Origin of the sequence: Mycolicibacterium neoaurum (genome assembly GCF_036946495.1) — a bacterium.
Taxonomy (GTDB): Bacteria; Actinomycetota; Actinomycetes; order Mycobacteriales; family Mycobacteriaceae; genus Mycobacterium; species Mycobacterium neoaurum_B.
This window is the reverse complement of record NZ_JAQIIX010000002.1, coordinates 2,724,154-2,737,730: the sequence shown is the minus strand read 5'-3', so window position 1 is coordinate 2,737,730 and position 13,577 is coordinate 2,724,154. Positions and strand designations below refer to the sequence as shown.

Annotated in this window: 14 protein-coding genes; 7 read left to right on the top strand and 7 right to left on the bottom strand. The window is 67.8% G+C overall.

All coding sequences use genetic code 11. The features are described 5' to 3' along the window. On the top strand, positions 1–684 hold the full coding sequence (locus PGN27_RS18575) for an HAD family hydrolase (RefSeq protein WP_335327435.1): 684 nt from the start codon (positions 1–3) through the stop codon (positions 682–684). Here the strand turns inward: PGN27_RS18575 and PGN27_RS18570 are convergent. Next, entirely contained in the window at positions 681–1,544 is an 864-nt protein-coding gene (locus PGN27_RS18570; RefSeq protein WP_335327434.1) for a DUF8686 domain-containing protein, read from the bottom strand. The genes PGN27_RS18575 and PGN27_RS18570 overlap by 4 nt on opposite strands. A gap of 119 nt (positions 1,545–1,663) precedes the next feature. Next, positions 1,664–1,939: a hypothetical protein gene (locus PGN27_RS18565; protein ID WP_418888615.1), complete on the bottom strand. Its 276-nt coding sequence runs from the start codon at positions 1,937–1,939 to the stop codon at positions 1,664–1,666. Between the two features lie 103 nt (positions 1,940–2,042). Here PGN27_RS18565 and PGN27_RS18560 point away from each other — a divergent pair, with 103 nt between their 5' ends. The 4 genes from PGN27_RS18560 (at position 2,043) to PGN27_RS18545 (ending at position 6,917) form a co-directional block, all read left to right on the top strand. Beyond that, positions 2,043–2,945 (top strand): 1,4-dihydroxy-2-naphthoyl-CoA synthase, encoded by a 903-nt coding sequence (locus PGN27_RS18560; protein ID WP_335327433.1) that lies wholly within the window; start codon positions 2,043–2,045, stop codon positions 2,943–2,945. A 94-nt stretch (positions 2,946–3,039) separates the two neighbouring features. After that, positions 3,040–3,900 carry a PDDEXK-like endonuclease domain-containing protein gene (locus PGN27_RS18555; RefSeq protein WP_335327432.1) on the top strand — a complete coding sequence of 287 codons (861 nt, stop codon included), beginning with the start codon at positions 3,040–3,042 and terminating at the stop codon, positions 3,898–3,900. A gap of 45 nt (positions 3,901–3,945) precedes the next feature. Beyond that, positions 3,946–4,815, top strand: a complete 870-nt coding sequence (locus PGN27_RS18550; protein WP_335327431.1) for an SDR family oxidoreductase — start codon at positions 3,946–3,948, stop codon at positions 4,813–4,815. Positions 4,816–4,829: 14 nt separating this feature from the next. After that, the gene (locus tag PGN27_RS18545; protein WP_335327430.1) at positions 4,830–6,917 is read left to right on the top strand and encodes an FUSC family protein; all 2,088 of its coding nucleotides are present in this window, start codon (positions 4,830–4,832) and stop codon (positions 6,915–6,917) included. A gap of 2 nt (positions 6,918–6,919) precedes the next feature. On the opposite strand, the gene PGN27_RS18540 is transcribed toward PGN27_RS18545, so the two are convergent. Genes PGN27_RS18540 through PGN27_RS18520 form a run of 5 tightly spaced genes read right to left on the bottom strand, consistent with a single transcriptional unit; the run spans position 6,920 to position 11,629 of the window. Continuing rightward, positions 6,920–7,759 carry a polysaccharide deacetylase family protein gene (locus PGN27_RS18540; RefSeq protein ID WP_335327429.1) on the bottom strand — a complete coding sequence of 280 codons (840 nt, stop codon included), beginning with the start codon at positions 7,757–7,759 and terminating at the stop codon, positions 6,920–6,922. Next, positions 7,752–8,744 (bottom strand): agmatinase, encoded by a 993-nt coding sequence (speB, locus tag PGN27_RS18535; protein ID WP_335327428.1) that lies wholly within the window; start codon positions 8,742–8,744, stop codon positions 7,752–7,754. Before speB ends, PGN27_RS18540 begins: the two co-directional genes overlap by 8 nt. Next, positions 8,741–9,490 carry an SDR family NAD(P)-dependent oxidoreductase gene (locus tag PGN27_RS18530; RefSeq protein WP_335327427.1) on the bottom strand — a complete coding sequence of 250 codons (750 nt, stop codon included), beginning with the start codon at positions 9,488–9,490 and terminating at the stop codon, positions 8,741–8,743. The genes speB and PGN27_RS18530 overlap by 4 nt, the downstream gene beginning before the upstream one ends. Then, entirely contained in the window at positions 9,487–10,188 is a 702-nt protein-coding gene (locus PGN27_RS18525; RefSeq protein WP_335327426.1) for an SDR family NAD(P)-dependent oxidoreductase, read from the bottom strand. Before PGN27_RS18525 ends, PGN27_RS18530 begins: the two co-directional genes overlap by 4 nt. Next, positions 10,181–11,629, bottom strand: a complete 1,449-nt coding sequence (locus tag PGN27_RS18520; RefSeq protein WP_335327425.1) for an APC family permease — start codon at positions 11,627–11,629, stop codon at positions 10,181–10,183. Before PGN27_RS18520 ends, PGN27_RS18525 begins: the two co-directional genes overlap by 8 nt. A 142-nt stretch (positions 11,630–11,771) precedes the next feature. Between PGN27_RS18520 and PGN27_RS18515 the strand changes: the two genes are divergently transcribed. Together PGN27_RS18515 and PGN27_RS18510 are read left to right on the top strand one after the other, a co-directional pair. Further along, positions 11,772–13,151, top strand: a complete 1,380-nt coding sequence (locus PGN27_RS18515) for a PucR family transcriptional regulator (protein ID WP_335327424.1) — start codon at positions 11,772–11,774, stop codon at positions 13,149–13,151. Between the two features lie 52 nt (positions 13,152–13,203). After that, entirely contained in the window at positions 13,204–13,575 is a 372-nt protein-coding gene (locus PGN27_RS18510; RefSeq protein WP_335327423.1) for a VOC family protein, read from the top strand. Positions 13,576–13,577 lie beyond the last annotated feature (2 nt).

The window sequence follows — 13,577 nt, the reverse complement described above, 5'->3', positions numbered from 1 at the left end:
GTGATCCGCGCGGTACTCTTCGATTTCTCCGGCACCCTGTTCCGTCTGGAGGAACAGGACGACTGGTTCGACGGCATCACTGTCGACGAGCAGACGGTGAAGGGTCACGTGCAGGCCGAGCTGATGCGTCGGGTGACCGCGCCGACCGGAAGCACGGTGCCCATGAACACAGAGCAGCAACATAATTGGGCCAACCGGGATCTGGAACCGCACCTGCACCGTGAGGCGTATCTGCATGTGCTGCGCGAATCGGGTCTCACCGGAGAGGATGCGGCCGCCCTGTACCCGAAGCTGGTGGATCCCGCTTCCTGGACGCCCTACCCCGACACCGCGACGGCGCTGAACGGACTGCGCGGCAACGGGATCAAGACGGCCGTGGTGTCGAACATCGCCTTCGACCTACGACCGGCTCTGGCCGCCGCAGGCACCGGCGCCGACGAGTACGTGCTGTCGTTCGAGGTCGGTGCCGTCAAACCGGATCCCGCGATCTTCCAGACCGCGCTGCACCGCCTCGGTGTGAGCGCCGAGGAAACGCTGATGGTGGGTGACAGTGAGGAGGCCGACGGCGGCGCACGCGCCGTCGGTTGCGCCTTCGCGCTGGTGGATCCACTACCGACCGCACGGCGTCCGGATGGGTTGCTCTCCGCCCTCAGATCGCACGGCCTGACGCTCCCGCACAGCTAGCGCGCGTCGACGGACACCTGGTTGCGGTACCCGACGACGACGCTGGTGATGAGCGAGACCGCGATCACCGCCTCGGCGATGAAGAACGCGGAGAAGTCGATCAACGAGCCGATCGGCGGATCGCCGGGAATGGCGTTGCGCAACGGAACCATCGCGAACAGCAGCGCGGCCATGACCGAATACGCGCCGTACTCCACGCCACGACGGGTGCGCACGACGTAGGACGCCAGTACCGCGGCAGAGGCCGCCAATCCCAGCATCAGCACCATGATGAACACGCCGAAAACCATGGTGGGCACGCTGCGTTCGGCCTTCAGGGTCAGCGACAGCCAGCCCTGGTCGGGCGACAGGGTGGGTGTCACGGCGAAGAACGCATCGCCGCTGGACACCGTCACCTCCAGCGGTAGCGGTGTGCCGTCGGCCCCGAGGACCTGGATGGCCGGGAACGACTGGTAGGTGTCGAACGGGAAGTCGGTGCTGCTGCCGCCGAGGGCGAACTCCTGGATCACGGTGTGGAATCGGTCGCCCGCGGCGAACTTCACCACGCTGGAGCGCCGCGAGTTGGTCTCTACGGTGATGTCCTCGGTGAGCCCGTCGCTCACACCACCGACGGGATCGTCGTTGACATCGAGTTCCACCGTCATCGACTGGTCGTGAACGTCGACCCGGGTGATGTACATCGACATCAGCACGACATCGGGGCTGTCAGCGTCCTCGGTGCCGAAGGGCACCGAGGCTTGCTGCGTGTAGGAGCGGCTGGCCAGGAATCCACCGACACTCCCCGCCACCACGATCCCGATGACGACCAGGACCACCAGGATGCGGGCACCCCGGTCGAGGCGGCCGGCGGTCGACTTCATGGTCGGCACGCTACCGCCGGCGCGGCGATCCCGTGCCTTTCGGCGCCGAACAGCAGAACGGCGGCCCCGCGAACAGGGCCGCCGTTTCCGACTGACTCGTGATCAGATACCTGGCTCCGCTACAGGTGCGGAGCCTCCTTGATCTTGGAATCCGGGGTGCCCAGCGTCTGGCACCAGGTTTGCACGGCCAGACGCGTGCCGCTGATCTCGACCTGCTGCGGGTCGGATCCCTTCTCGTCCTTCAGCATCTTGGTGACGGCCTCGTTCTGAGTCTTCTCGTCGGCACCGGTGAAGTCCTTGCACGCGGTGTCACCACCGGTGACCGACGGTGAACAGCCGACCAACATCGCAGCCGCCGCACCAGCCGCCATAAACGCCGCCGCTGTACGCCTCATCGTGTCCTCCTTGTCATGGCGCCGAGTCACGCCCCATTCACTTCGTCGCCGCGCTTTGTACCCCGCACTGTCTCCGGCGAAACACCGTGAATACAGTCGGGGAATGACTTTCGACCCTGCGCTGTGGCAGCCGGTCGCCGGCTTCGAGCTGACCGATATCACCTATCACCGGCACGTCATCGACGGAAAACCGCAACCGACGGTACGGGTCGCCTTCGACCGTCCCGAGGTGCGGAACGCGTTCCGTCCGCACACCGTCGACGAGCTCTACCGGGTGCTTGATCATGCCCGGATGTCCCCCGATGTCGGGGTGATCCTGCTGACCGGTAACGGCCCGTCGCCCAAGGACGGCGGCTGGGCCTTCTGCTCGGGCGGTGACCAGCGCATCCGCGGCCGCAGCGGTTACCAATACGCCTCCGGGGAGACAGCGGAGACCGTCGATATCGCCCGCGCGGGCCGGTTGCACATCCTGGAGGTGCAGCGCCTCATCCGGTTCATGCCCAAGGTCGTCATCTGCCTGGTCAATGGCTGGGCCGCCGGCGGCGGGCACAGCCTCCACGTCACCTGTGATCTGACGCTGGCCAGCCGCGAGCACGCCCGTTTCAAGCAGACCGACGCCGATGTGGGCAGCTTCGACGGCGGGTTCGGCAGCGCCTACCTCGCACGCCAGACCGGGCAGAAGTTCGCCCGCGAGATCTTCTTCCTCGGCCGCGCCTACGACGCCGAAACGATGTATCAGATGGGCGCGGTGAACGAGGTCGTCGACCACGACGAGCTGGAGAGCACCGGCCTGCAGTGGGCGGCCGAGATCAACGGCAAGTCCCCCCAGGCGATCCGGATGTTGAAGTTCGGTTTCAACCTGATCGACGACGGGCTGGTCGGCCAGCAGGTATTCGCGGGTGAGGCAACCCGGTTGGCGTATATGACCGATGAGGCCGTGGAGGGCCGGGATGCCTTCCTGGAGAAACGTGATCCCGACTGGAGCGGCTTCCCGCGCTACTTCTGATGATTTCGGCGCGCTGACGCTCGGTGAGCGAGCGTTTGCGCGCCCAAATCGTCGGGGATGGAACCGCAAGCGGTGCGCCTGCGTCCAAAGTCGTGTGCTCGAGGATTATCTACGCGACCACGACGGTGTCATCACCCTCGCCCAAGCCGGGCGGTGCGGGATCAGCCCGCAAGCCGTGCGCAGGCGCATCGGTTCCGGGGTTTGGCGGCGGTGTTCACAGGGGGTGTACTTCGTCGACGACCGCCCGTTCACCGATGCTGCACGCATTCGTGCCGCGGTCTGGGGTTACGGCGATGACGCGGTCGCCAGTGGCTTGGCCGCCGCGTGGTGGTATGGATTCACCCAATACCCGCCGGCAATCGCGGAGGTCACCGTGCCGCGCAACAGCCATGGCCGCACCCACCCCGGCAGCCGCGTTCGTCGCCGTGACCTCGATCCAGCCGACGTCGCCGTGCACCGTGGCCTTCCACTGACGGCGCGCCCGCTCACGATCGTGGAGGCGGCCGTGCGCCGGGGCGGTGGCGCCCGCATCATGGACCGTGCCCTACAGGGCGACTCCGAGCTGCGTGATCTATGGCGTGCGCAGACCCGCAACAAGGGTCGATACGGTTCGCCGGCAGCGCGGCGCCTGCTCCTCGCCGCGGCGGACGGTTCTCGATCCGCCGCGGAACGATTGTTGATCAAGCTGCTGCGGCAGGCGGACATCACCGGCTGGCGGGCCAACGTCCCGGCAGGGCCGTACTTCATCGATGTCGCCTTTGCCGAACGGATGATCGCGGTCGAGGTCGACGGCTGGGCCTTTCACACCGACCCGGACGCGTTCACCAATGACCGGCGTCGGCAGAACTACCTGATCGTGCACGGCTGGCAGGTCCTGCGCTTCACCTGGCTCGACCTCTCGGAGTACCCCGACCGTGTCATCGCGACCATTCTGTCTGCGATTTCGGCGCGCTGACGCTCGGTGAGCGAGCGTTTGCGCGCCGAAATCTAGACTGTCGCGGTGAGCAAGAACCCCCTGCGCCGAATCTCGGACGCGGTGCTGTTGACCAGCATGCGTCCCCCACTGACCGAATACCTGGGCCGCGGCCCCGAGGTCGAACTACGCGGCAAGCGCATCCTGATCACGGGGGCGTCCTCCGGTATCGGTGAGGCGTCGGCGCTCAAGTTGGCCAAGCTGGGTGCCAGCGTGATCGTGGTTGCCCGGCGCGCCGAGCTGCTCGAGACCGTCACCGCGAAGATCCGGGACAACGGCGGCATCGCCGAGGCGATCACCGCCGACCTGTCGGATCTGGACGCCGTCGACGCGCTCGCCGCCAAGGCCCTCGAAAGCCACGGCGGTATCGACATCCTGATCAACAATGCCGGCCGGTCCATCCGCCGCCCGCTCATCGAGTCGCTGGACCGCTGGCACGATCTCGAGCGCACCATGACGCTCAACTACTACGCCCCGCTGCGGCTGATGCGCGCCCTGGTGCCCGGCATGATCGCCCGCGGCGACGGCCACGTCATCAACGTCTCGACCTGGGGTGTGATGAACGAGTCCTCCCCGCTGTTCGGGGCGTACCAGGCCTCCAAGGCGGCGCTGACGGCGATCAGCCGGGTGGCCGAGACCGAATGGTCGGGCAAGGGCGTGCACTCGACGACGCTGTACTACCCGCTGGTGAAGACACCGATGATCGAGCCGACCAAGGAGTTCGTCGCGATGCCCGGCCTGTCCGCCGAGGAGGCCGCCGACTGGATGGTCACCGCCGCGAAGACCCGACCGGTGCGCATCGCCCCACGCATGGCGGTCACTGCTAAGGCGATCGACAGCGTGGCGCCGGGTCTGCTGGGTGTCTTCATGAAGCGCGGCGTCACCGAGTCGTCTTAAGACACTCGTCGCCGATGCGGATCCTGGACTGGTTACAGCAGCGCGACCCCGAGTACGACGCACTGCGCCGAGCGGCCAGGGCCGCCATCGTGGTGCCGATCGCCGCGGCCGCCAGCTTCCTGGTGGCCGGCAACAGCCAGGCACCCATGTTCGCCATCTTCGGGTCGGTCGCGCTGCTGATCATCACCGACTTCCCGGGAAACCGGGAGGCGCGCGCGCTGGCCTACGCGGGTCTCGCGTTCAACGGTGCCGTGCTGATCACGGTGGGCACCCTGGTCGCGCCGTACCCATGGCTCAGTGTCGGGTTGATGTTCGTGCTCGGTGTCACCGTGATGTTCAGCGGGGTGCTCAGCGAGACCGTCGCCGCCGGGCAGCGCGCCACTCTGCTGACCTTCGTGTTACCGGCCTGCACCTCGCCCGGGCCCATCGGTGAACGCCTGACGGGCTGGTTGGTCGCGTTGGCCGTGTGCGTGCCCGCCGCATTGTTCCTGTTCCCGCCAAGGCATCACGACGACCTTCGTCGCCACGCGGCGGGAGTGTGCCGCGCGCTCGCCGACTGTCTGGAGGCGGCGGGCTCGACCAGAGATGTCACCCGCGCGATGAACGCGCTGTGGGCCAACTTCGTCAACGCCGACTTCCGGCCAGTCGCCCTGACGGCGGGCAGCCGGGCGCTGGTCCGCGTCGTCGACGACCTGGGGTGGCTGGCGGATCAGATCACCGATCACACCGGGCCGGCTCTGGGCGATATGCGGCCGGCCATCGTCGCGGTGCTCCGCGACTGCACGGCGGTGCTGCAGATCTCGGATCCCCGGCTGCGCGCGGCCCGGGGTGCCGACCTCAGCACCGCCCTCGACGAGCTGCGCAAGGTCGCGCAGGGCCGCTACCGCGAGGACATCGAGCAGATTCTGGCGATACCCGATGACGACACCGCCGTCGAGGTCGGGCGCAGCCTGCTGGGGCGCCGTACGTTCTCGGCGACGGTCGGGGTCACAGGGCGCATCATCCGCAATGCCGCGCTGGCCGACGCCCGGCCGGTCTGGGCGCGGGTGCTGGGCCGCGGGTTGCCCCGGACCGGTGCCGCGGACTGGGTGATGCCCGAGACCACCGCCGTCGCACAGATCACCAAGGGATTCCTGGCGGGTCGCGCACTCGTGGTGCGCAACAGCGTGCGCACCGGACTGGGTCTGGCCCTTGCCGTCGCGGTCACCCACGTGTTCCCGGTCGAACACGGATTCTGGGTGGTGCTGGGTGCGTTGTCGGTGTTGCGCAGCAGCGCGTTGACCACGGGTACCCGGGTGCTGCGCGCCGTGGCGGGCACGGCCTTGGGCTTCGCCATCGGGGTCGCCGTCATCGAACTGGTGGGCGTCGACCCGGTGGTCATGTGGATGTTGTTGCCGGTGGTGGCCTTCGGCTCGGCCTTCGTGCCCGAGATCGCGTCATTCGTCGCCGGCCAGGCCGCGTTCACGATGATGGTGCTGATCATCTTCAACCTGATCCAGCCGTCGGGGTGGGCCGTCGGACTGATCCGGGTCGAGGATGTCGTGGTCGGGGCGCTCGTGGGTGTCGCCGTATCGGTGCTGCTGTGGCCCCGCGGCGCGTCCACGCAGGTCAGCAGGGCGGTCAGTCGGGCCCATGCCGCCGGCGCGGAGTTGCTCAAAGCCGGTGTGCTGCGGGTCATCCGGGGCGCCTCCGAGACCGCCGACAATCGCGTCTTCACGCTGAGCCGTCGCGCTCTCGAGGCCAGCCGGATACTCGATGACACACTCCGACAGTATCTTTCGGAGAACGGCGGGCACGCCGACCGGCGCGCCCCCACGGTGCGCGCGGCCAATCGGGTGGTCCGCCTGCGTGCTGCCGCCGAGCTGATCGCCGATGTCATGCCACCTCCGCACGGGGTCTATCCGCGAGCGCGGGAACTACTTGAAGAACACGCCGAAGCGGTATGCCGGCAAGGCCTCTCGGGGCCGCCGATCAGTGATGATTTCGTGTTGGCACTGCGCGCCGAGAACACCCACGACGAGCTCGCGGTATCGGCGGCACTGCCGCTGCTGACCGTCGCGGCCCACTTAGGTGAGTTGGAACTGCTGTACCCGCGCGGCTGATTTCAGGGTCGGGTGATGGTGCGCGGCGCCAGCCCGAGCGTGCGCACGTGCTCGGCGATCTCACTCAGGCTCGTCGTCCACACGTCGGTGTGTTCCACGACGTAACGCATCAGGTCACCGAGTTCGGCTGCGCGCGATGCCCGTCCGGTCAGGAATGGATGATTGGTCAGCACCCAGCACGCCCCGGCGGTGCGCAGCGCATCGAACTCCAGTTGCCACAGCTCGCGGGCCTTACGTGGACTCTCGATGGTTCCGCTGTAGATATCCGGCAGATAGCAGTACTGCTCCCAATCGTCGAGCGCCCACTGGATCGGGATCTCGACCAGCGAGCGCGATCCCACCGCAAGCTCATACGGATGATCGGAATCCATCAGCGACGAGTCGTACAGGAATCCACGCTCGGCGAGCAGTTCCGGTGTCCGCCAGGACAGATCCCACATCGGCGCGCGGTACCCACTCGGGCGTACCCCGGCAACCTCGGCCAGGGCCTCCAACCCGCGGTCGAGCGCCTCGATCTCCTCCTCCAGCGTCAGCGCCGTCGGCTGCTCGTGCAGATACCCGTGGTGGGCGATCTCATGCCCCGCGGCGACGATCGACCGCACCGCCTCCGGATAGCGATGCGCGGTATGCCCCGGCACGAAGAACGTCGATCGGATCTGATGCCGGTCCAGCAGGTCGAGAATGCGCGGGATACCCACCAGCGGACCGTAGGCCTGATGGCTCATCACGCTCATCCGGGCTGCCACCGACTCATTGCCCCACAGCACCGCCGACTCGGCATCCACATCGAAGGTGAAGGCCGCGGCCGCGACCTTGCCTTCAGGCCAGCGTAATTCAGACATTTTCGGCCATCAGGGTGATCAACTCGTAGCCGATATTGGCCGCGGCCACCGCTGTCACGTCGGCGCTGTCATAGGCCGGTGCCACCTCGACGACATCCGCGCCGACGATGTGCAGACCGCGCATCGCCCGCAGGATGGCCACCAGCTCCCGGCTGGTCATACCGCCGATCTCCGGAGTACCTGTCCCCGGCGCGAACGCCGGGTCGAGCACATCGATATCGATCGAGACGTAGACCGGGTGCTCGCCCACCCGCTCCCGGATTCGTTCGATGACACCGTCTATTCCGATGCGGTCGATATCGCGGCAGTGCACGATGGTGAATCCCAACGACTCGTCATCGAGCAGATCCGCTCTGTCATAAAGCGATCCGCGGATCCCGACGTGCGCGGAGTGTCCCTTGACCAGCAACCCCTGCTCGGCAGCGCGGCGAAACGGCGTGCCATGCGTACACGGTGCGCCGAAGTAGGTGTCCCAGGTGTCCAGGTGGGCGTCGAAGTGCACCAGGGCGACCGGCCCGTGCACGCGGCTGACCGCCTGCAGCGCGGGCAGCGCGATGGTGTGATCACCACCGAAGGTCAGCACCCGCTGCTGCGGGTTGGTCAACAGCGCAGCGATACCCTCGCGCACCTCGTCGACCGCGGCATCGATATCGAACGGGTTCGCCGCGATATCCCCGGCATCGACGACCTGCGCCTGCGCGAACGGACTTATGTCCTGAGCCGGGTTGTAGGGCTTGAGCAACCTGGAGGCCTCGCGGATGGCGGCCGGACCGAACCGGGCCCCCGGCCGGTAGGTCACCCCACTGTCGAACGGCACCCCGACGACGGCGATATCGTGGCGCGGCACCTCGTGACGCTGCGGCAGGCGGGCGAAGGTCGCCAGCCCGGCATAGCGCGGCACCTGCTGCGCGTTCACCTGTCCGATATTTCCCGACGCCGACCGCACGTATCTGTCCTGGCCGTCCACCGGCTCCCTTTCCGTCATGCTCTGCTCCTGGTCGATCCGCCGTTGCACGAGACGACCTGCCCGACGATTGCCGCCACCTGGAAATCGGCGAGCAGCTCGACCGCCGCCGAGATCTCATCGGGTCTACCGATGCGACCCAACGGAATTCCCGCCGCATACCGTTCGTGCATGTCCGCCAGGTCGATTCCGGCGGCATCGGCGTCGACCTGAAGTTGCGGAGTATCGGTGACGCCCGGCGCGACCGCGTTGACGATGATCCCCTCCGGCGCCAGTTCGCGGCCGAGACCCTTGACCAAGGCGATCAGCCCGGATTTGGCGGCCGCGTAGGCGGTCGCCTCCGGCCATCCGGTGACACCCCACTCGCTGGCGATCACCACGATGCGCCCTTCGGCCCTGGCCCGCATGTGTGGCAGCACGGCCTGTATCAGGTGGTAGGTGCCACCGAGGTTGGTGTCGACGATGCGCCACCAATCCTGCTCATCGTGCTCGAGGAGCGGGGCCATCGTCATGTACGCGTGGTTGGCCACCAGTACATCGAGTCGGCCGGTGCGCTCGGCCACAGTGTCGGCGATGCGCAGGCATTCCTGCGGATCGGACACGTCACCGGCAACGGCGAATCCGCCGGTCTCCTCGGCCAGCGCGTCCAGTTCCGCACTGGGACGAATATCGTTGACGGCAACCGTCATTCCCCGGCCGGCGAGCCGACGCGCGTGCGCCGCACCCATCCCCTGCGCCGCGCCCGTGATCAGCGCGACCCTGCTCATATCACCGCTCCCGAGTTGACGTTGACCACATCGCCGACACTGAACGTCGCGTCGCAGACCAGATATTCGACACAGCGGGCCACCTCGTCCGGGGTGGCCAGCCTGCGCAGCGGCAGAGTATCCAGGTATTCCTGTGCCCGCCATGGGGAATGGGCATCCAGCAGCGGAGTATCGGTGGGTCCGGGTGCGACAGCGTTGACTCGTACCCCGGATCCGGCGACCTCAGCGGCCAGGCTGCGCACCAGACCGATGATCGCCCCCTTGGCCGCGACGTAATGGCTCTCCTGGTCGCCACCACCGACGGCGAGTTCACTGGCCACCGCGACCACCGCGCCCGATCCGGCCGCCAGCATGTCGGGCAGGCACGCACGCGCCGCGTTGAACAATCCGCCGAGGTGCACCCGCAGCATCCGCCGCCAGGACGCCGCATCGATCTGGTCGATCAGCGCCATCTCGTAGTAGCCGGCCGAGGTCACCAGCGCGGCGACCGGGCCCAGGGTCGAGCGGATCTCGGCGACGGCCGCCGCCACCGCCACGTGATCGGAAACATCGACCGCCACAGCATGATCAGCCTCCGCGTCGGCCGACAGGTCCAGTGCGCCGATCCGGTACCCACGCCGGCGCAGCGCCTCGGCGGCGGCCGCGCCGATACCGCTTGCGGCACCGGTGACGACGGCGACCGGGCCCGGGTCACTCATGGGCGTCTGCGAACTCGTCACGGGATTCCACCTCGTCGATCACCGAGGCTTCGACGATACGCGAACGCACGGTCGCCAGGATCGCCGTGCCGAGCACCAGCAGCACCGCGATGCCGATCCACACCGACCAGTCCAGGTAGCGCTGCTCGAAAGCCACTCGCGGCCAGGCGATGTTGACGAACTGCAATACCGCCCACACCACGGCCACCACAGCGACGGGCAGGGTGGCCCGGCCCAGCGAGAAGTTGGCGGGTGTCCACGCCCGACGCACCAGCACGACCAGGAATCCGATGAGCGGGAAGAGGAATGCCAGATAGAAGCCACCGGCGGTGAAGTTGACCATCAGCGAGTAGATATCCCCGGCGACGATGCTGAGCCCGAACAGGGCGGCACCCACCACGGTGGTGACCCCGATCGCCACGACCGGGATCCGGGCCGGACCGCGCAGCTGGGACAGCACCGCCGAGGCCGGCAGCGCCCGGTCGCGCGCATAAGCCCAGATGACCCGCGAAGCCGAGGTCTGCAGTGCCAGGAAGCTGGCAAGGAAGCCGATGACGAACATCACCTCCACCGGCCGCGCGATGCCGTGACCCAGTGCGACGGTGAGGGTTTCGTACACCGGATCACCGACCGCGCCCTCGGCGACGGCGTCCAGGTCGGGGATGGCCAGGATGATGGCGAGGCTGGAATAGCCGACGACCAGGGCGATGAACGCCAGCGAGAACAGCACGGCCTTGGGCAGGTAACGGCGCGGTTCGTGCACTTCCTCGGCGATCGACCCGGCGCTCTCGAAACCGACGAAGGACCATCCGATGAAGGCCACCGCCAGCAGGAACGGTCCGCTGAGCCAGGTCCAGATGTCCACCTCGGGGCCGCCGCCGGAGAACAGCACCGACAGCGAGTTCTGCCGATGGAACAGCAGCAGCCAGGTACCCAGCACCACCGAGCCGATGACCTCGGCGATGATGCTGCCGATCATGAAGATCTTCAGCGCCTGCCGGCCGGCCAGGTTGACCGCGGTGCCGGCAAGCAGGATGGCCAGGGCGATGAGCGCCAGCGTCGTCCCCGAGGGCTCCTCGACACCGAAGATGTTGGCGGTGAAGCCGGCCGCGCCCAGAGCGACCGTGGCCATCGCGATGACCAGCGTCCACATATAGGCCCAGCCCGCGAACCAGCCATAGGTGGTCCCCAGCAGCCGTCGCGACCACTGGTAGATGGACCCCTCCAACGGCCAGCGCGACACCAGCATCGCGAACACCAGCGCGACCAGGAACTGGCCGGCGAACACCAGCCCGAAGCCCCACCAGAAGCTCGGACCGGCTGCCGACAAGGCCAACCCGAAGATTCCGTACAACGCGACGATCGGCGAGATGAAGGCGAAGGCGAACGCGAACGCCGACCAAAGGGAGAACTCGCGGCGCAGTACCTGTGGCTCGGTCATCAACGAACTATCACGCGCCCGGCCGCACCGCCGCCATCGTTGACGGCGAAGACGCTGCGAACCCACCACCGGCCCGGCCGCCCATTGGATGATCGCACAACCGAACCCGGTCAGCAGATGACAACGACGTTACGATCGACCGATGGCAGAGTCCGACAGCGACGACGGCGCGCGTGCGCCGACGTTCGCCGACCTGCTCGAACGCTCCGGGCTCGGACTGCACCGCATCGACACCGGGCCGGCCGCCACGGACCGCCAGATCACCTGGTCACACACCACGGAACTGCGCGACCCGTCGCGGTATCTGCGCGGCGGTGAACTGGTCTGCACCGTCGGCATCAGCCTGCAGGCCCCCGCCGACAGCGCAGCCTTCGTCGCCTCGGTGCACACCGCGGGGGCCGCCGGCATCTGTTTCGGGATCGGTGATGTGCACGACGCCGCGCCGCAGGCTCTGGTCGACGCGTGCCGCGACCACCGGTTACCGCTGCTGATCGCGCCGCCGGAGGTGCCGTTCGCCACGGTCAGCCGCTATATCGCCGACTTCCGGTTCGGCGGCGCGGTCGCCACCGCACGGGCCACCAACGCGCTTGTGCCCGAGCTGCTTTCCTCCCAGCGACGACGCGAGTCGAGTCGGGAGCTGCTGGACCGGGCCGGGCACGTGCTGGGCTGCTATTTCCTACTGGAGCCCCCGGGTGCCCCGATCGACGCCGGCGCGGTGGCCGCGGCGGTCGACGGGATGGGCACGCTGGTGTGGGTCGGGCGCGGCGAACCGCCCGAGGCCGCGGTCCTGGAGGTGATCGCCCGGTTCCTGGCCGCCTCCCAGGGTGAGCGCGATATCGAGGCCGCACTCTCCCGTGAACGCATCGGTCAGCTGCTATCGCTCGTCGAACGGCGGATGTTGCTGCCCGACGCACTTCACCAATTGTTGGACTGGCCGGGCCTGGCGGCCTCGGACATCGACTGCTCGGCGTGGCCAGCCGGGGCGGGCGCGCTGTTGTCGATGGCCTTTCCCGACGCTCTGGTCGCCGACGCCCCGGAGGTATGCCTGGTGCTCAGCACCGGGGCCGACAAGCCGATCGAGACGGCCACCGATCTGGCCATGCCCTCCGGGCATGCGACGGCAGCACCGCTGAGTGAGCTGGGCACGTCCATCAGCCAGGCCCGAGTCGCGCTGGATCTGGCCAGGCAGCGCGGCGGCAGCATCGGGCCGGACCAGCTGAGCACCTTCACCAGCCTGCTGGAAGGACTGCCGCCCAGTCGGCTCACACCGTTCAAGACCCAGTTGATCGATCCGCTGCTGGCACTCGATCGCGATCGGGGCACTCAACACATCCGCACCCTGCGGGTCTTCCTTGCCGCGAACGGTTCGCTGATCGACACCGCCCGCGAGCTGTTCCTGCACACCAACACCGTGCGCCACCGACTGTCCCGGATCCGGCAGATCACCGGACGAAACCCCCTGGACTTCGAGGACCAGGCCGCCTTCACCATCGGCCTGCGGGCCGCCGACCGGGGCGCCTGAGGACGTCCGTCGCTGCCGCCGGAACGCGGGATCGCGTGATAGACACTTCGGTATGGAGATCCTGGCCAGCCGGATGCTGATGCGGCCGGCCGACTATCGGCGATCGGTGGAGTTCTACCGCGATCGCATCGGCCTGGCCGTCGCACGCGAGTACGCCGGCGGCACCGTCTTCTACGCGGGCCAGTCGTTGATCGAACTCGCCGGCCACGGCGGCCCGTCCGCCGCCGGGAGCATGTGGTTGCAGGTGCGCGACGTCTACGCCACCCAGGACGAGTTGGTCGGCCGCGGTGTCGAGATCGCCCGGGCCGCGGTCAGGGAGCCGTGGGGTTTGCACGAGATGCACGTCTGCGATCCCGACGGGGTGACGCTGATCTTCGTCCAGATCCCCGATGACCATCCGTTGCGTCGGGACACCCGGAGCTGACG

Excerpts from the sequence above, each read along its gene's own strand:
- PGN27_RS18570 (WP_335327434.1), bottom strand. The coding sequence starts at position 1,544 with ATGAAGTCGACCGCCGGCCGCCTCGACCGGGGTGCCCGCATCCTGGTG.
- PGN27_RS18565 (WP_418888615.1), bottom strand. The coding sequence starts at position 1,939 with ATGAGGCGTACAGCGGCGGCGTTTATGGCGGCTGGTGCGGCGGCTGCG.
- PGN27_RS18560 (WP_335327433.1), top strand. The coding sequence starts at position 2,043 with ATGACTTTCGACCCTGCGCTGTGGCAGCCGGTCGCCGGCTTCGAGCTG.
- PGN27_RS18545 (WP_335327430.1), top strand. The coding sequence starts at position 4,830 with ATGCGGATCCTGGACTGGTTACAGCAGCGCGACCCCGAGTACGACGCA.
- PGN27_RS18540 (WP_335327429.1), bottom strand. The coding sequence starts at position 7,759 with ATGTCTGAATTACGCTGGCCTGAAGGCAAGGTCGCGGCCGCGGCCTTC.
- speB (WP_335327428.1), bottom strand. The coding sequence starts at position 8,744 with ATGACGGAAAGGGAGCCGGTGGACGGCCAGGACAGATACGTGCGGTCG.
- PGN27_RS18530 (WP_335327427.1), bottom strand. The coding sequence starts at position 9,490 with ATGAGCAGGGTCGCGCTGATCACGGGCGCGGCGCAGGGGATGGGTGCG.
- PGN27_RS18525 (WP_335327426.1), bottom strand. The coding sequence starts at position 10,188 with ATGAGTGACCCGGGCCCGGTCGCCGTCGTCACCGGTGCCGCAAGCGGT.
- PGN27_RS18520 (WP_335327425.1), bottom strand. The coding sequence starts at position 11,629 with ATGACCGAGCCACAGGTACTGCGCCGCGAGTTCTCCCTTTGGTCGGCG.
- PGN27_RS18515 (WP_335327424.1), top strand. The coding sequence starts at position 11,772 with ATGGCAGAGTCCGACAGCGACGACGGCGCGCGTGCGCCGACGTTCGCC.
- PGN27_RS18510 (WP_335327423.1), top strand. The coding sequence starts at position 13,204 with ATGGAGATCCTGGCCAGCCGGATGCTGATGCGGCCGGCCGACTATCGG.